Raw genomic sequence first — 19,208 nt, 5'->3', positions numbered from 1 at the left:
GCCTGGGAATGGTTGATGGCGCTGACCGCCGGTGCCAGTCTGCACCTGTGCAGCGAGGAGACCCGGCTGTCGGCACCGGCGCTGACCGGATTGCTGGTCGACGAGCGCGTCACCCACGCGACCCTGCCACCGGTGATGCTGGCCCAGCTCGATCCGGAGGCGGAGTACGCGCTGAGGGCGTTGATCGTCGCCGGCGAGGCCTGCGACGAGCGCCTGGCCTGGGCCTGGGCGGCACGGGTGCCGATGTTCAACGCCTACGGGCCGTCCGAGAACACCGTCGCCGCGACCTGCGCACGCGTGGTTGCCGGCGAGCCGGTGCGGCTGGGCACGCCGTTGCCGGGCGTGAGCCTGCGCGTGTGCGCGCAGGACGGTGCCCTGCAGCCGCGCGGAGTCCCGGGCGAGTTGTGGCTGGGCGGGGTCGCGCTCGCGCGCGGCTACCTCGGCCGCGAGTCCCTGACCGCCGAGCGCTTCGTCGATGTCGACGGCCAACGCTACTACCGAACCGGCGACCGGGCCTGCTGGAGCGAAGGCGGCGAGCTGTGCTTCCTCGGCCGCGTCGATGAGCAGGTCAAGATCCGCGGCTATCGGGTCGAGCCCGGCGAGGTCGAGACCGCGATCGCCGCCGAGCCCGAGGTCGCCGAGGCGGTGGTGGTCGCCCGCGACGACGACGGCAATGGCCAGCGGCTGGTCGCCTACGTCGTTGCCATCGACGACATCGACATCGACGGCCTGGCGCGGACGCTGCGCCAGCGACTCGCCCGCCGCCTGCCGGCGCACATGCTGCCGTCGGCAGTGGTGATGCTGGAGCGGCTGCCGGTCACCGCCAACGGCAAGGTCGACAAGCGCCGCCTGCCGGTGCCCGCGCCGATCGCTTCCGACACCGACTTCGTCGCACCGCGCGACCCGGTCGAACAGGCGCTGGCCGGCATATGGGCACAGGTGCTGCGGGTCGAGCGGGTCGGCGTCCACGACGACTTCTTCGAACTGGGCGGCGACTCGATCCTGGCGATCCAGGCGGTCGCCCGCGCCAACCAGGCCGGTATCGCGATCTCCACCGCACAGCTGTTCGAGGCCCGCACGGTCGCCGCGCTGGCCGCGATGGCGGGGACGGCGGTCCGTGCCGATGCGCCGCAGGACGCGGTGCTCGGAGAGCAGGTCCTGTTGCCGATCCAGCGCGACTTCCTGGTCGGCGAGGACGAGGAGATCCACCACTTCAACCAGTCGCTGCTGCTGGTCGCACCGGCTGGGTTCGATGCCGATGCGCTGCGGACGCTGGTCACCGCGGTCTATGCGCGTCATGACGCATTGAGGTTGTGTTTCCGCCGCGACGATGACGGCTCCTGGCGCGGCCACTATCGCCCCTGGGACGAGGCCATGCTGGAGCAGGCGGCACGGATGGAGCCGCGGGATGGCGACCTGGCGGCACGATGCGACCGCTGGCAATGCGGGTTCGATCTCGCCGAGGGGCCGTTGTTCCGGGCGGTGTGGTTCCAGGCCGACGCGGGCGAAGGCCGCCTGTTGCTGGTCGCACACCATCTGGTCGTGGACGCGGTGTCCTGGCGCATCCTGTTGGCCGACCTGGAACAGGCATGGTCGCAGATCCGCGACGGCGGGCCGGTGGCGTTGGCGCCGAAGACCTCGTCGTTCGCGCAGTGGGGCGCCGCGCTGCAGGGGTGGCGCGATACTCCGCAGGGTCGCGCCGACGCCGCCTGGTGGGACGCCCGCCTCGACGGTGCCGGCGCCACGCCGGAGCAGGACCATGGGCGACTGGGCGACAGCCGGGTGGTCACCGACGCGCTCGACGATGCGGAAACCAGCGCCCTGTTGCAGGCCTGCAACGCGGCCTACCGCACCCGTGTCGATGAGCTGCTGCTGGCCGCCGCCTGCATGGCGTTGTCGGACCCGGAGCGGGCCGGCGCGCTCGACGTACTGGTGGAGGGCCACGGCCGCGAGGACCTGTTCCCGACCCTCGACACCACCGGCACGGTCGGCTGGTTCACCAGCGTGCATCCGTTGCCGTTGCGCTGGCACGGCAATGCCCCGGGCGAGGTCATCAAGGGCGTCAAGGAGAGCTGTCGGGCGGTGCCGCATCGCGGGATCGGCTACGGTCTGCGCGGTCGCGACGATGGTGGGCCGCGCCTGCTCGCGTTCAACTACCTGGGCCAGTTCGACCAGGTCGTCAACGCCGACAGTGCGTTCCAGGTCGCGCCGGAGCCCTCTGGCGCGCAGGGCAGCGCGTTGCGCCGGCGCCCGGCGCGGTATGCGATCAACGCGATGGTGTTCGGCTGCCGCCTGCAGCTGTCGCTGGACTACGACGGACGTCGCTGCGACGACGCCGAGGCGCGCGTCCTGCTGGAGGCGACGATGTCGGCACTGCGGCGGATCATCGCCCATTGCCGCGAGCCCGGTGCCGGTGCGTTCACGCCGTCGGATTTCCCGCTCGCCCATGTCGACGCGCCGACGCTGGATGCGCTGCTCCGCGACTACCCGGGGCTCGCCCGCCTGTACGCGGCGACACCGATGCAGCGCGGTCTGTGGTTCCACGCCCAGCTGGACCCTGCGGCCTACGTGGTGCAGGTGCATCCGCGCCTGCGCGGTCCGCTCGATGCCGATGCGTTCCGGGCGGCATGGCAGGACGTGGTCGATCGCTACGACATCCTGCGCACCGCGTTCGCCGGTGCCGGTGAGGCGCTGCGTCAGGTGGTGCTGGCGCAGGCGCCGCTGCAGTGGCGGCAGGAGGACTGGAGCGGGCTGGATGAGGCGTCGCAGCAGCAGCGCATCGACCGTCTGCTGTCCAGCGACCGCGCACGCGGCTTCGACTTTGCCTGCGCGCCGTTGATGCGGGTGACCCTGGTGCAACTGGGTGAAGACCGCCATCTGCTGCTGTGGAGCATGCACCACGTGCTGCTGGACGGCTGGAGCATGCCGCTGGTGTATCGCGACGTGATGACCTGCTACCGCGCGCGCGCCGCCGGAGATCGCCCCAGCCTGCCGGTCGTGGTGCCGTACGAGCGCTACATCGCGTGGCTGGAGTCACGCGATCGCAACGCCGCGCGTGAGTTCTGGCGCGGCTATCTGGGCGGGATTTCCGCGCCGACGCCGTTGAGCGTCGATCGCCACGGGACCGTGCCGGAGGCCGGTGCGGCAGGCTATCGCGAACGTTCGCTGGAGCTGGACGAGGCCGCGACCGCGGCACTCAACACGCTGGCCCGCGAGCGGCGCACCACGGTCAACACCCTGGTGCAGTGGGCCTGGGCCTATCTGTTGCACCGCTACAGCGGCGAGGACAGCGTGGTGTTCGGCGCGACCGTCGCCGGTCGTCCAGCCGAGGTGCCGGGCATCGAGTCCATGGTCGGCCTGTTCATCAACACGATTCCGGTACGGGTCGACTTCGTCGACGGGCAACCGCTCGAGCAGGCGTTGGCGGTGTTGCAGGACGGCTTCACCCGCGCCAGCGGCAATGGCTACCTGCCATTGGCGGAAATACAGAGTCTGTCGGCGGTGCAGGGTGCTCCGTTGTTCCAGAGCCTGCTGGCCTTCGAGAACTATCCGCTGGATGCGGTCGACGAGGCCAATCGAGGGGGCACGGATGCGACATCCGAGTCGAAGCTGGTCATCGAACAGTCCGATAGCAGCGAGCAGACCAGCTATCCGCTCGTGCTGAGCGCGATGCTCGACCGCCGGCTGACGATCCGCTTCGGATACCGCGGCGAAACCTTCGACGATCGCCTGCTCGAGCGCACGATCGGGCATCTGCGGCGGGTGCTGGAGCAACTGCCTGCGGCGGTCCGCGACGGCCGCCGCATCGACCTGCTCGATACCGCCGAGCGCGCCGAGCTGGAAGTCTGGCAGCAGCCGGCGGAACGGTTCGAGGTCGCCGATACCCTGCACGGCCTGTTCGAGGCGCAGGCCCGGCGCACGCCGGACGCGATCGCGCTTCGCCACGAGGGACGCAGTCTTGGTTACGCCGAGCTCAACCGTGCGGCCAATCGGGTTGCGCACCGCCTGCTGGCGTTGGGCGTGAAGCCAGACGACCGGGTCGCGATCCGGGCCGGTCGCGGCCTGCCGATGCTGATCGGCCTGCTGGGCATCCTCAAGAGCGGCGCCGGCTATGTGCCGATCGACCCGGCCTACCCGGAGGCGCGTCAGCGCTACATGCTGGAGGACAGCGCACCGGTCGCGCTGCTGGTCGATGAGGCGGTCGAGGAGCACGTCGGCGAAGCGGATACCGGCCTCGGCACGATCTGCCCGCTGCTGGCGATCGAGTCGGACGAGCCGGCGAACGAGGACGATCCGCGGGTGCCGGACCTGGGCCCGCAGCACCTCGCCTATGTCATCTACACCTCCGGCTCGACCGGTCGTCCCAAGGGCGTGATGGTCGAACACCGCCACGTGGTGAGGCTGTTCTGCGCATGCGCGCGCCATTTCGACTTCGCAACCCGCGACGTCTGGACGCTGTTCCATTCGTTCGCGTTCGACTTCTCGGTCTGGGAGATCTGGGGTGCGTTGCTGCACGGCGGCCGCCTGGTGATCGTGCCGGCGCCGGTCGCGCAGTCGCCACGGGAGTTCCTGCGCCTGCTGGCGGAGGAGGGCGTGACCGTGCTCAACCAGACGCCGAGTGCGTTCCGCGCATTGACCGCCGCCCAGGACGAGGACCACGAGCACCGCCTGCGAATGGTGATCTTCGGCGGCGAGGCGCTGGAGCTGCACGCGCTGCTGCCATGGATCGAGCGCAACGACCCGCGCCGTACGCGGCTGGTGAACATGTACGGCATCACCGAGACCACGGTGCATGTGACCTATCGCGAGATCGGCGAAGAAGACGTGCGCCGCGGCGGAGGAAGCCCGATCGGCCTGCCGCTGGCGGACCTGTCGCTGCGGCTGCTCGACGCCTGCGGCGAGCCGGTTCCGGTGGGCGTGACCGGCGAGCTGCACGTCGGTGGCGACGGCGTCGCCCGCGGCTATCTGAATCGTCCGGAGCTGACCGCCGAGCGCTTCCTGGCACTGCCCGACGGCAGCCGGCTGTATCGGACCGGCGACCTTGGCCGGCGGTTGCAGGATGGCTCGATCGAGTATCTCGGACGCAACGACCAGCAGGTGAAGATCCGTGGCTTCCGCATCGAGCTGGGCGAGATCGAAGCGGCCCTGGCCGCGGCGCCCGGGGTCGACGAGGCGGTGGTGGTCGTACGCGAGGATCGCGGCGATCGCCGCCTGGTCGCCTATCTGGTGGCCAAGCCCGGCGTGGCACTGGAGGTCGCGCGCTTGCGCGAGCGGATCGCGGGTACGTTGGCCGCCTACATGGTGCCGGCCGCCTTTGTCGTCCTGGACGCATTGCCGTTGACGGTCAACGGCAAGCTCGACCGCGCCGCGTTGCCGGCACCGGACGGTACCGCGACGGCGGCGAGGGAGTTCGAGCCGGCCCGGACCGACAGCGAGCGCGTGCTGGCGGCGATCTGGCAGGAGACGCTCGCGGTGGAACGGATCGGCCGGCACGACAACTTCTTCGAGGTCGGCGGTCACTCGCTGCTGGCGGTGAAGGTGCTGGCGGAGATCAAGCAGCGCTTCGGAGCCGAGCTGTCGATCCGCGACGTGTTCGAGAAGACCACGGTCGCGGCACTGGCGGCGTATCTGGACGAACGGGCAGGCGAGGCGGCGTTGCGCGACGCATTGGCGATGGACAACACGGACAGCAGCGATCAGGGACTTATCGAGCTATGAGTTTTCGCGAAGTATTGAAGGCGTGCGTCGACAGCGGGATCCGGGTCAAGGCCCGCGACGGAAAGCTGCTTCTGGACGATCCCGGCAAACGCCTGACCGCCGCGTTGCGCGATCAGCTGATCGCCCACAAGGCCGAGATCCTGGCCTGGCTGGAAGGCGCCGGTCACGGCGAGGGCCCGGCGCCGATTCCGCGCCGGGATGCGAGGCAGGCGCCGCTGTCGTTCCCGCAGCGGCGGTTGTGGTTCATCGACCAGCTCGAAGGCGGCAGCCGTCAGTACAACATCCCCACCGCGCTGCGCCTGCGCGGCCGCCTCGACGTGGAGGCGATGCAGGCCGCCCTCGACCGCATCGTCGAACGCCATCAGGTCCTGCGCACGGTCTACCGGTTGCAGGACGACGCGCCGGTGCAGCAGGTGATGGCGCCGGCACCCCTGCCGTTGGCGCGTGCCGACCTGTCCTCGCTGGCGCCCGAGGCCGCGCTGGAGCGTGCACGAGAGCTGGCGGCGCAGGAGGCGGCGCGGCCGTTCGACCTGTCCGCCGATCCGATGCTGCGCTGCGCGCTGATCCGGTTGGCCGACGACGATCATGTGGTGCTGCTGACCCTGCACCACATCGCTTCCGACGGCTGGTCGAGTGGCGTGCTGGTCAACGAGTTCGTCGCGCTCTACCGCAGCCGTGTCGACGGACTCGACGACCCGCTGCCGACGCTGCCGATCCAGTACGCCGATTTTGCCGCCTGGCAGGTCGAGGAGGCCGGGCAGGGCGTGTTGCAGCGCGGCCTGGATTACTGGAGCCGCCAGCTGGACGACCTGCCGGCGGTGCATTCGCTGCCGCTGGACCGTCCGCGGCCGTCGCACCAGCGCTTCGACGCGCAACAGTTGTGCCGGCGTGTCGATGCCGGCCAAGCCGAGGCGCTGCGTGCGCTGGCGAAGGCGAACGATGCCTCGTTGTTCATGCTGCTGCAGGCCGCGCTTGCGATCGTGCTCGGTCGCTTCGGCGCGACCGATGATGTCGTCGTGGGCGTACCGCATGCCGGCCGCGATCGCGCCGAACTGGCGCCGCTGATCGGTTTCTTCATCAACACCCTGGTGCTGCGCAGCGACCTGTCGGGCAATCCGACCCTTGCCGAGGCCATCGCGCGCGCGCGCGGCACCGCTCTGGACGCGTTCGCCGCGGCCGATGTGCCGTTCGACCTGGTCAACGACACCCTGCGCCATGAGCGCAGCATGGCCTACAACCCCTTGTGCCAGGTGAAGTTCGTGGTCCAGAACCACGAGGCCGGCGAGCTCGACCTGGCCGGGCTGCAGATCGAGCCGTTCGTGAACAGCGTCGAGCAGGTGCATTTCGATCTCGACCTGAGCGTCGGCGAGGGCCGCGACGGCCTCACCCTGGCCTGGACCTACAAGGAAGACCTGTTCGACGCCGCCACCATCGCGCGCATGGCCGATGCCTACCAGCGGGTGCTGACGGCGATGCTGTCCGATCCGCAGCAGCGGATCGACGCGCTGGCGCTGATCGACGACGCGGAACGCGAGCAATTGCTGGCGCTGGGTCGCGGTGCGCCGGTGGCGCGCGATCGCGCCGGCACCATCGCCGACGCGTTCCAGGCCCGGGCCGCGCGCCACCCGCAGGCGATCGCGCTGCGCGAGACCGCGACCGGCAAGAGCACCGACTACGCGACCCTGGCCGCGCACGTGAACCGCCTCGCCCACGCCCTGCGCGAGCAGGGCCTGGGCCCGGGCGACCGGGTCGGGCTGTGCATGGAACGCGGTCTGGCGCTTCCGATCGCGCTGCTGGCGGTGCTCGCCAGCGGCGCCGCCTACGTGCCGCTGGACGGCCACCAGGGCGGCGAACGACTGGCACGGATCATCGCCGACGCCGGCATCGGCGTGGTCCTGGTCGAGAGCGGCTCGGCCCCGGCCTCGCTGGGCGGGGTCGACACCATCTACCTGGACGGCGCCGGCACCGACCCGGACTGGCTCGGCGAGTACCCGTCGCAACCGCCGACAACGGCGCTGGCCGACGACGCCATCGCCTACGTGCTGTACACCTCCGGCTCGACCGGCGAGCCCAAGGGCGTGGAGGTGTTCCACTCGGGGCTCAGCGACTACTGCGCGTTCGCCCGCGAGGGCTATTACGACGAGGCGCTGGACGGCTCGCTGGTGGCGACCTCGCACGCATTCGACCTGACCGTGCCGTCGCTGTACGTGCCGCTGCTGGAGGGCGGCTGCGTGGAGCTGCTGCCGCCGGGCGAGGAGTTGCCGGCGCTGGCGCGGCGTCTGGACGAGGAGGCCGGGGCCTGGCTGCTGCGGCTGACGCCGTCGCACGTGCAGGGGCTGCTGCAGCTGGCCGACGCGGTGCCGCGGCAGGGGGCGCATGCGTTCGTGATTGGTGGCGAGGCGTTCCCGGCGTCGCTGGCGCGTGCGTTGCAGACGAAGTATCCGCAGGCGCGGCTGGTGAACCACTACGGTCCGACCGAGACGGTGGTGGGCTGCGCGTGGCAGCGTCTGGACGAGGCGCAGCTGTCGGGCGAGGGGACGCTGCCGATCGGGCGGGCGATGAGCAACACCCGGCTGTACGTGCTGGGGGCGTCGGGTCAGTTGTTGCCGCGCGGAGTGGCGGGCGAGCTGTACATCGGCGGCGCGGGGGTGGCGCGGGGGTATCTGAACGACGCGTCGCGGACGGCGGAGCGTTTCCTGGCGGACCCGTTCGAGGCGGGCGGGCGGATGTACCGCAGCGGCGACCGGGTGCGCTGGCGGTCGGACGGCGCGCTGGAGTTCCTGGGTCGGGTGGACGCGCAGGTGAAGCTGCGCGGGTACCGGATCGAGCCGGGGGAGATCGAGTCGGTGCTGCGGCCGCAGGTGGGCGACGTGGCGGTGGGGGTGTACGGCGAGGGTGGCACGGCGCGCCTGGTGGCGTGGGTGAGCGGCGTCTCGGGCGATGGCTGGGAGGACGGTCTTCGGGCGTTGGCGGCCTCGCGGTTGCCGGCGTACATGCAGCCGTCGGTGTACGTATCGCTGGAGGCGCTGCCGCTGACCGCGAACGGCAAGCTCGACCGCCGCCGGCTGCCGGAACCGGAGCGGCCGCAGGACGACTCGGTGGCGCCCGAGACGCCGATGGAGCGGGAGCTGGCGGCGATCTGGGAAAACGTGCTCGGGCTCGCGCCGATCGGCCGTGGCGCCCATTTCTTCGAACTCGGCGGCCATTCGCTGATGGCGATGCGGGTGGTCGGCGAGGCCGGCAAGCGGCTGCGCCGACGGGTGCCGGTGCGCACCCTCTTCGAGCACCCGACCCTGCAGGCGCTTGCGACCGCGCTGGAGGCCATTCCTGAGACGGCTGCGGACACGATTCCGCCGGCCGACCGCTCGCGCCCGCTGCCGCTGTCCTACGCGCAGCAGCGCTTGTGGTTCATTGATCGCCTCGAGGGCGACAGCGCCCAGTACAACATGCCGATGCAGCTGCGCCTGCGTGGTGCGCTCGATCCGGTCGCGCTGCAGGCGGCGCTGGACGGCGTGGTCGCGCGTCACGAGGCGCTGCGCACGACCTACCATCCGGTCGACGATGGCGCGGTGCAGGTCGTGCATGCGCCGCGTCCGCTGCGTATCGAGCGCGCCGATCTGGCGGCGCTGGCCGCGCCCGAGCGCGAACGCGAGCTGGCTTCGCTGGCGCGTGCCGAGGCCCGGCGCGGTTTCGACCTGGAACGCGATCCGTCGTTGCGCTGCACCCTGGTGCGATTGGGCGACGAGGAGCATGCGCTGCTGCTGACCCTGCACCACATCGCGTCCGACGGTTGGTCCAACGAGGTGCTGGTGCGCGAATGCCTGGCCGGCTACAGCGCCCACCTGCGCGGCGAACCCGTGGCTCTGCCGCCGTTGCCGATCCAGTACGCCGACTACGCCGCCTGGCAACGCGCGCAGCTGGCGGAAACGGCCCGGGTTGGCGGACTGGCGTACTGGACCCGACAGCTGTCCGGGCTGCCGGTCCTGCACGGGCTGCCGCTGGACCGTCCGCGTCCGGCTCGCCAGTCCTTCGCCGGCCGCGCCCTGTTCGAAGTGCTGGACGAGGCGCGGACCGGGGCCCTGCGCGGGTTCTGCAAGGACCACGACGCGACCCTGTTCGCGCTGTTGCACAGCGCCTTCACCGTGTTGCTGCGCCGGATCAGCCGCGAGACCGACATCGTCGTCGGCATGCCGATGGCAGGGCGCGAGCGCCACGAGCTGGAGGGCCTTGTCGGACTGTTCATCAACACCGTGGTGCTGCGTTCGGATCTGTCCGGCGATCCCGGGTTCGACGAGCTGCTCCGGCGCAACCGCCAGGTGCTGCTCGATGCGCACAGCCACCAGGACATTCCCTTCGACATGCTGGTCGACGAGCTCAGGCCCGAGCGCAGCCTGAGCCACCAGCCGCTGGTGCAGATCCTGATCAACGGTTTCGAGGGCAGCGCGCCGTCGCCGGACTCACCGGAGGGGCTGGAGGTCGCCCCGCTGCACGGCGACGACGCCGAGGACCTGTCCAAGGCCGATCTGACCCTGTACACGCGGGTGGTCGGCGAGCGACTGGTACTGAAATGGTCGTATCGCACCTCGCTGTTCGAGGAAGCGACGATCGCCCGTTTCAATCGCGCTTTCCTGAGCCTGCTGGAGGCGGCGGTCGCCGATCCCTCGCGACGGATTTCCGACCTGCCGCTGCAGCCGGAGCCGGCGGCGGCGATCCCGGAGGCGCCGGCGTCCGAAGCCGCGGCAATATTCGATGGCGCGGTGCACGCGCGGGTCCGTGCGCTGGCGGCACAGGCACCGGATGCGCTGGCGCTGATCGACGGCGGCACGCGGGTCGCACGCGGCGAACTCGAGCAGCGGGTCGAGGCGCTGGCGCAGGAACTCGATGCGCAGGGTCTGGTCCGCGGCGATGCGATCGCGGTGTTCGCGCCGCGTGGGATCGACTACGCGGTCGCGGTACTGGCGACGCTGCGTATCGGCGCCGCCTACGTGCCGTTGGCGGTCGACCTGCCCGACGAACGTCTGCGCTACATGCTCGATGAGGCGCGGGTTCGCGCCCTGCTGGTGCGCAGCGACCTGCGCGAGCGTCTGGCGGTCGCGGTGCCGTGCGTGGTCGTCGACGCGCCCCGCGATGCCGGGCCGGCGCGGCGATGGCCGACGATGGCCGCCGCCGACGCATCGCACATCCTGTTCACTTCAGGCTCGACCGGTCAGCCCAAGGCGGTGCTCGGCACCCATGGCGCGCTCGCCAACCGGGTCGGCTGGATGCACCGGCGCTTTCCGGTCGCCGCCGACGAGGTCGGCTGCCTGATCACCAGCACCGCCTTCGTGCGCGCGGTGTGGGAGCTGATGGTGCCGCTGGCCGCCGGAATGCCGGTGCTGGCGGTGGCGGCCGACACCGTCGTCGACCTGGATGCCTTCGCCGGCCTGCTCGCCACGCACGGGGTCACCCGTATCGTCACCGCGCCTTCGCTGGCCCGTGCGTTGGCCGAGCTGGACGGCGCCTCCACGCGGTTGAAAGGACTGCGCTACTGGTTCGTCAGCGGCGAACCGCTGAAGTCCGATGCCGCCGCGCGCCTGCGCGCGACCCTGCCGGGCACCGTGCTGTGCAATCTGTACGGCTCGACCGAGACCATGTCCGATGTCAGCTTCCAGGTCGTCGAGCACGTGCCCGAGCGCGCGTTCGTACCGATCGGACGGCCGATCGACGCGACATCGATCCGGATTCTCGACGAGCGCCTGCGCGAGGTGCCGCAAGGCCTCCCGGGCGAGATCTGCGTCGCCGGCGCCAACCTCGCCGCCGCCTACCTCGGCCAGGCGGAGATGACCGCGGCGCGGTTCGTCGATGTAGCCGTCGCTCCCGGCCGTACCCTGCGCCACTACCGTACCGGCGACCTGGGCCGGGTGCTGGACGACGGCAGCATCGAGTGCCTGGGGCGCACCGACTACCAGGTCAAGCTGCGCGGCTTCCGTATCGAGCTGGGCGAGATCGAGGCGCGCCTGCTGCGTGCGGACGGGGTCAGGGAGGCGGTGGTCAGCGTGTTCGGGGACGGCGACGGCGCGCGCCTGCTGGCCCATGTCGTCGCCGAATCGCCGCCCGCCGACCCGGTTGCCTGGAGCGACGCCCTGCGCGCGGGCCTGCGCGGCTGGCTGCCGGACTACATGCAGCCCTCGGAGTTCGTGCTGCTGGAGCGCATGCCGCTGACCGCGAACGGCAAGATCGACCGCCGCGCGTTGCCGCCGCCGCGGGCATCTGCGGCCGAGGCTCCTCTGGTCGGCGCCACCGAGCGGGCGATTGCCGAGCTCTGGGGCGAACTGCTCGCGGCCGGCCCCATCGACGCCCGCGCGAACTTCTTCCACCTGGGCGGCCATTCGCTGCTGGCCACGCGGATGGCCGGCATGGTCGCCGCGCGACTGCATCGACGGGTGCCGGTGCGCGCGGTGTTCGAGCATCCGACCGTGCGCGAGCTGGCCGCCTACGTCGACCACAAGGCCGCCGCGGCGCTGCCACCGATACGGCCGGCTGGCGACCAGAACGCGCATCCGCTGTCGTTCTCGCAACAGAGGCTGTGGTTCCTGGATCGCCTGGAAGGCGGCAGCGCCCACTACAACCTGCCGATCGCGGTGCGGCTGCGCGGCGGGCTGGACGCCTCCGCACTGCAGCGTGCGCTGGATGCGCTGATCGTGCGCCACGAGGTCCTGCGCACCAGCTTTTCCGGCAGCGCCGAGCAGGCGCGCCAGATCGTGCATGCGCCGATGCCGGCGCCGCTGCGGCGGATCGATCTGCGCGACGTCGAGGCCGAGGTGCGACAGGCGCAACTGCACGACGCGGTGCGCGAGGCCGCGACGGCGCCGTTCGACCTGGCCGCGGCGCCGATGCTGCGCGCGTTGTGGGCGCAGCTGGCCGACGACGACCACGTATTGGTGGTCAATACCCACCACATCGCTTCCGACGGCTGGTCCAAGGGCATCCTGCTGCGCGAGTTCGTGACGTTGTACGAGGCGTTCCGCGAAGGCGGCTACAACCCACTGCCGCCCCTTCCGGTGCAGTACGGCGACTTCGCCCGCTGGCAACGGCAGACCTTCGACGACGAGACCCTCGCCCGCGAGCTGGCCTACTGGCGGGGCCAGCTCGACGGCCTGGCGCCGGTGCACGGTTTGCCCCTGGACCGTCCGCGGCCGGCACGACGTTCGTTCGCCGCCGGTCGCCTGCAGCGGCGGATCGGCCGCGACCGGGTCGAACGCCTGCAGCGCATCGCCCGCGACGGTGACGCCACCCTGTTCATGGCGCTGCAGTCGGCGTTTGCGTTGTTGCTGGGCCGCTGGAGCGACTCCGACGACATCGCCATCGGTACGCCGATCGCCGGCCGCCTGCAGGCCGAGGTCGAGCCGTTGATCGGCTTCTTCGTCAACACCCTGGTGCTGCGCAGCGACCTGTCCGGCGAGCCGGGTTTCAATGAGCTGCTGCAGCGCGGTCGCGAAACCGTGCTCGATGCCTTCGCCCATCAGGCGACGCCGTTCGAGGCCCTGGTCGAGGCCCTGGCGCCGGAACGTTCGACCAGCCATGGTCCGTTCTTCCAGGTCGCCTTCGCGCTGCAGAACCACGAGCGCGCTGTGTTGAACCTGCGCGACCTGGAGATCGAACCGTGGGAGGTCGGCGCGGCCGGCATCGACGGTGAGCTGGCCCTGGTCGCGGCCGAGACCGGCGATGGCCTGAACCTCACCTGGAGCTGGGCCGAGAGCGTGTTCGACCGCGCCACCATCGAGCGCCTGGCCGACGGCCTGGAAGCCCTGCTGGAGGCGATCGTCGCCGATCCGACGCAGCCGGTGCACTGCTTGCCCGTGTGCGGTGGCACCGAACTGGCGCGGTTGCGCGAGCTGGAGCGCGGCCCCGCGCCGGTGCGGCCCGAGCTGCACGCGCATGCACTGTTCGAAGCGGCCGCGCGGCGGCACCCTGATGCGACCGCGGTGGTCGATGCGAGCGGTTCGCTGAGCTATGCCGAACTCGACCGCTGGGCCGGCAACGCGGCGCTGCAACTGCGCGCGGCCGGGATCGGGCCCGGTCAGGTGATCGCCCTGAGCACGCCGCGCGACGCGACGATGCCGGCAGGCGTTCTCGCCATCCTCAAGGCCGGCGCGGCCTATCTGCCGATCGACCCGACCCAGGCGCCCGAGCGCGCGGCGGCGATGCTCGAGGACGCGGGCGTCGAACACCTGGTCGGTGCCGGCGCGCCGCCGCCATGGTGCGGGGCCCGCCGCTGGTGGGATATGGAGGTGCTGCGCACGGCCCCGTCGCCGGAGTCGGTGCCGGCGACGGTCGACGATGAGGACGGCGGTCGACGCCTGGCCTACGTCGTCTACACCTCCGGCTCGACCGGTCGGCCCAAGGGCGTCCAGATCGAGCACGCAGGCATGGTCAACCTGGCGCTGGCGCAGGCCGAGCTGTACGGTGCCGGCCCCGGCTCGAGAGTGCTGGCGTTCGCCTCGCTGGGTTTCGACGGCGCGGTCTGGGAGTGGATGATGGCGCTGACCTCCGGTGCCGAGCTGCACATCTGCGACGAGGAGCGCCGGCACGCACCGGAGCAACTGGCCGCGCTGCTGGTCCGGAACCGGATCACCCACGCCGCGATCCCGCCGGCACTGCTGGCCCAGCTCGACCCCGCACTGGAACACGTGCCCGACGTGCTGATCGTCGCCGGCGAGGCCTGCGACGAACGCCTGGCCTGGCGCTGGGCGCAGCGCTGCCGCGTGGTCAATTCCTATGGCCCGAGCGAGACCACCGTCGCCGCGACCGGCGCCGATGTCGAGGTCGGTGAAGGCATCACGCTTGGCCGGCCGTTGCCGAACGCGTTCGTGCAGGTGCTCGACCGGCACGGCCGGCGCGTGCCGATCGGCGTGCCGGGCGAACTGTGCATCGGCGGCGTGGGCCTGGCCCGCGGCTATCTGGGACAACCCGGGCTGACCGCGCAGCGCTTCGTGGAGAGCGCCGACGGCCGGATCTACCGCAGCGGCGACCGTGGATTGTGGCGTGCCGACGGTGCCCTGCTGTTCCTGGGGCGCGACGACGACCAGGTCAAGCTGCGCGGCTTCCGCATCGAGCTGGGTGAGGTCGAAGCGGCGCTGCGCGCCTGCGACGGCGTGGCCGAGGCGGTGGCCGGTGTGGTCGGCGACGGCGAATCGCGGCGGCTGGCGGCCTGGATCGTGCCTGTTGCCGAGGCCGCGGACGAGGCCGGTACGACCGCGCGTTGGCGCGAACAACTGCGCCAGCGTCTGCCGGCCTACATGGTGCCCTCGGCCTGGGCGACGTTGGCGGCGCTGCCGTTGACCCGCCACGGCAAGGTCGATCGACGCGCCCTGCCGGAGCCGGCCGCCGATGCGGCGACCGCGCACGTCGAGGCAGAGACCCCGATGGAGCGGGCACTGGCCGGTATCTGGGGCGAGCTGCTGGGAATCGAGCGGGTCGGCGTGGAAAGCAATTTCTTCGACCTCGGCGGCCATTCCCTGCTGGCGACCCGGATGGCGGCCCAGGTCGCCGCGGTCCTGGGCCTGGAGCTGCCGATACGCGCCGTGTTCGAGGAGGGCACCGTGCGTGCGCTGGCCCGGCGGCTGGAGCAGGCAGGCGAGGCTGGCGACGGCCGGATCGAGCCGGTCGATCGCGAACGACCGCTGCCGCTGTCGTTCGCGCAGCGGCGATTGTGGTTCGTCGACCGCCTCGGCGGCGACAGCCGCCAGTTCAACGTGCCGACCGCGGTGCGCCTGCACGGCGCGCTCGACGCGGAGGCGATGGCCCGCGCGGTGGATGGCCTGGTCGAGCGCCACGAGATCCTTCGCACGGTCTACGCCGAACGCGATGGCGAGCCGGTGCAGCAACCGTTGCCGGCGCCTTCGCAGGTGCTGGAACGGGTCGATCTGGGCGATCTGGACGAGGCCGCGCGCAATGAGCGGGTTGAGGCGCTGCTGCGCGAACAGGCGACCCGGCCGTTCGACCTGGGGCGCGACCTGATGCTGCGCGCGCTGCTGTGCCGCGAGGCCGACGACCGCCACGTGCTATCGCTGACCCTGCATCACATCGCTTGCGACGGCTGGTCGGTCGGGGTGCTGGTGCGCGAGCTGGCCGAGCTGTACGCGGCGGCGCTGGAACACCGGCCGTCGACGCTGCCGGTGCCGTTCCTGCAGTACGCCGACTTCGCGGCGTGGCAGCGACGTACCCTCGACGACGCGCGCCTGGACCGGCAGCTGGACTACTGGGAGCACCAGTTGGCCGGGCTGCCGGCGGTGCATGGCCTGCCGCTGGATCTACCGCGTCCGCCACGGCCCGAGTTCGCCGGTACCCGCGTGCGCGCCCGGGTCGATGCCGACTGTCTGGCGCGCCTGCATGCGCTCGCGCGCCGTCACGAGGCCAGTCTGTTCATGGTGATCCAGGCCGCCTTCGCGACCCTGCTTGGCCGCTACAGCGGCGAGGACGACATCGTGATCGGCTCGCCGGTCGCCGGTCGCACCCATGCCGACACCGAGGCGCTGGTCGGCTTCTTCATCAACACCCTGGTGCTGCGCAACGACCTTTCCGGCGACCCCGACTTCCACACCTTGCTGGCGCGCACCCGCGAGACCACGCTGGCGGCGTTCGCCCACCAGGACCTGCCGTTCGAGACCCTGGTCGACCGGCTCAACCCGGCGCGCAGCCTCGGACATTCGCCGCTGTTCCAGATCAGCCTGACCCTGCACAACCTGGCCGCGCCGCAGCTGAGCATGCCCGGCCTGGAGGTGTCCGACGCGCGTGCCAGCGAGGACGTCGCCCGCTACGACATCGAGCTGCACGCCAGCGAGAGCGCCCATGGCATCGAGTTCAGCTGGCTGTTCGCCAGCAGCCTGTTCCTGCCGGCGACGATGCAGCGGGTGGCGAAGGGGCTGTGCGTGCTGCTGGATGCCCTGTCGCGAGACCCGGATGCCGCGGTGACATCGCTGCCGATGCTGGACCAGCGCGATGTCGAGGACCAGCAGGCGTTGACCCGGCCGTTGCGGCGCGAGCGGCCGGATGGCCCGGCGCATGCGCTGTTCGAACAACAGGTGCGTCGCGACCCGGACGCCATCGCCGTGCTCGGCGCCGGGGAATCGTTGAGCTACGGCGAACTCAACCGCCGCGCCAACCGGGTCGCGCACTACCTGCTGGAGCAGGGCGCGCAACCGGAGGCGGTGGTGGGCCTGTGTCTGGATCGAGGCCCCCAACTGCTGGTCGGCATCCTCGGCATCCTCAAGGCCGGTGCCGCCTACCTGCCGCTGGACCCCTCGTACCCGGAAGACCGGATCGAGGCGATGCTCGAGGACACCGGCGCGGAGTTCGTGGTCACCCGTATGGAGCTGGTCGAGGCCCTGCCGTGCCTGGGAGAACGCAGCCTGCTGCCGTTGGACGAGGCCCTGCAGGAGGCATTGCTGGGGGGACAGCCCACGGAAGATCCGGGCCATGCGGTCGCCGTCGATGCGCTGGCCTACGTGGTGTTCACCTCCGGCTCCACCGGCACCCCCAAGGGCGTGTTGGTCGAGCATCGCGGCATGGTCAACCTGGCCCATGCGCAGCGCGAACTCTACGCCCTGGATCCCGACAGTCGGGTGCTGGCGTTCGCCTCGATCTCATTCGACGCCGCGGCCTGGGAGTGGCTGATGGCGCTTTCGCACGGCGCCTCGCTGTATGTCTGCGACGAGGACGAGCGGCTCTCGGTGCGCGCCTTGCAGCGCCTGCTCGGCGAGGGCGGCATCACCCATGCGACCCTGCCACCGGCGCTGCTGGCGCAGATGCCGCCGGCCGCGCACGGACGCCTGCGCTGCCTGATCGTCGCCGGCGAAGCCTGCGATCCGCACAGCGCCTGGGCGTGGGCGCGGCACGTGCCCTTGCACAACGCCTATGGACCGTCGGAGACCACCGTGTGCGCGACCTCGGCGCAGGTGCGTCCGGGCGAACGGATAACGATCGGGCGACCGCTGCCCAACGTCGAATGCGCGGTGGTCGATGCGCACGGACGCCGCCAGCCGATCGGCGTCGCCGGCGAACTGTGGGTCGGCGGCGCCGGACTGGCGCGCGGCTACCTGGGGCGCGAGCGTCTGACCGCCGAGCGCTTCGTCGCCGATCCGGATGCGCCGCATGCGCGCATGTACCGTACCGGCGACATGGTGCGGTTGCTGGCGTCGGGCGAGTACGAGTTCCTCGGTCGCATCGACAACCAGATCAAGATCCGTGGCTTCCGTATCGAACCAGGCGAGATCGAGGCGCGCCTGCGCCAGACCGACGGTGTCCATGCCGCGGTGGTGGCCGCCTGCGGCGAGGGCGCGGCCCGGCGCCTGGTCGCCTACGTCGCCCGCGATGGCGACGGCAGCGACGATGTGGCGCTGGCGCTGGGCTTGAAGGCGCTGCTGCGCCGCCAGTTGCCGGACTACATGGTGCCGGCGGCGATCGTGCCGGTCGATCGCATCCCGCTGACCCGCAACGGCAAGGTCGACCTGCGCGCGCTGCCGGCGCCGGATCTGGCGCTGACGGCCGAGGTCGAGCCGGCGGCGGACGAGGACGAAGCCGCGCTGGTCGCGTTGTGGGTGGACCTGCTCGGTGTGGACGCCGCCGCGGTCGGCGCGACCTCCAACTTCTTCGACCTCGGTGGCCACTCGCTGCTGGCGATCCGCCTGCTGGCGTTGCTGGAGGAGCGCTACGCCCGTGCGCTGTCGGTGCGCGACGTGTTCCAGCATCCGACCCCGCGCGAACTGGCGGTCCGCTTGCGCGAGGACGGTCCCGCGGACGACGGTGGGGAGACGTCATGGGTGTCGCTGGGCGAGGGCGGCGGCCGTCCGCTGTTCGTGCTGCCGGCGGCCGGTCTGGGGGCGGCGTCCTATCTGGCGTTGGCGCGTGCGCTCGGCCGCGAGGTCGAGGTGCGGGTGTTCGAGCCGCGTGGACTGGACGGTCGGCAACCGCCGCACGAGGACCTGACATCGATGCTGGAGGCCTGTCTGCCGGGGTTGCGCGCGCAGGCGGATGCAGTCGACGCGCCCGTGCTGCTGGTCGGCCATTCGTTCGGTGCGGCGCTGGCGTTCGAACTGGCCTGCGCGCTCGAGCGCGAAGGCACCGAAGTGCAACTGGTGTTGCTGGACAGCGTGCTGGAGGTGCGTCGCGAATGGATCGAGACGCAGCGACCCGTGCTGCCGGAGACGGCACCCGCGGCGGTCGCGGCGCTGGCGCGGGTCCACGAGGCGCAACGGCGGATTCTGCTGGATTACCGCCCCGGCGCCCGCTTCGGCGGCGCCGCCTGCCACCTGCGCGCCGCGCAGGGGCGGGCGATCGGGTTGCCGGCCGAGGAGCTCGCGCGGCAGGACCGCAGCCACTTCGAGCGCCCGCCGCGGCATGCCGTGGTGCCTGGTGGGCACCTGGGCATGTTGCGCGAGGCGCATGCCGATGGCCTGGCTTCGGCACTGCTCGATGCACTGCAATCGCAATCGCAGGCGGCACCCGCATGA

2 protein-coding genes (1 of these 2 only partly in view) are annotated in these 19,208 nt (G+C 71.4%); both read left to right on the top strand.

Features of this window, described 5'->3' with window-relative positions:
- Nucleotides 1–5,718 carry the end of a non-ribosomal peptide synthetase gene (locus tag C9I47_RS15380; protein WP_111267540.1) on the top strand. Its footprint begins 9,831 nt before the window's first position, so only the last 5,718 of its 15,549 coding nucleotides appear in the window; its start codon lies off the left edge, out of view; the stop codon is at nt 5,716–5,718.
- A complete protein-coding gene (locus tag C9I47_RS15375) occupies nt 5,715–19,208 on the top strand; it encodes a non-ribosomal peptide synthetase (protein WP_111267539.1) in 13,494 nt (4,497 codons plus the stop codon). The genes C9I47_RS15380 and C9I47_RS15375 overlap by 4 nt, the downstream gene beginning before the upstream one ends.

Origin of the sequence: Marilutibacter maris (assembly GCF_003233695.1) — a bacterium.
GTDB classification, from domain to species: domain Bacteria; phylum Pseudomonadota; class Gammaproteobacteria; order Xanthomonadales; family Xanthomonadaceae; genus Marilutibacter; species Marilutibacter maris.
This window is presented reverse-complemented; position numbering and strand designations above follow the sequence as displayed.

Excerpts from the sequence above, each read along its gene's own strand:
- C9I47_RS15375 (WP_111267539.1), top strand. The coding sequence starts at position 5,715 with ATGAGTTTTCGCGAAGTATTGAAGGCGTGCGTCGACAGCGGGATCCGG.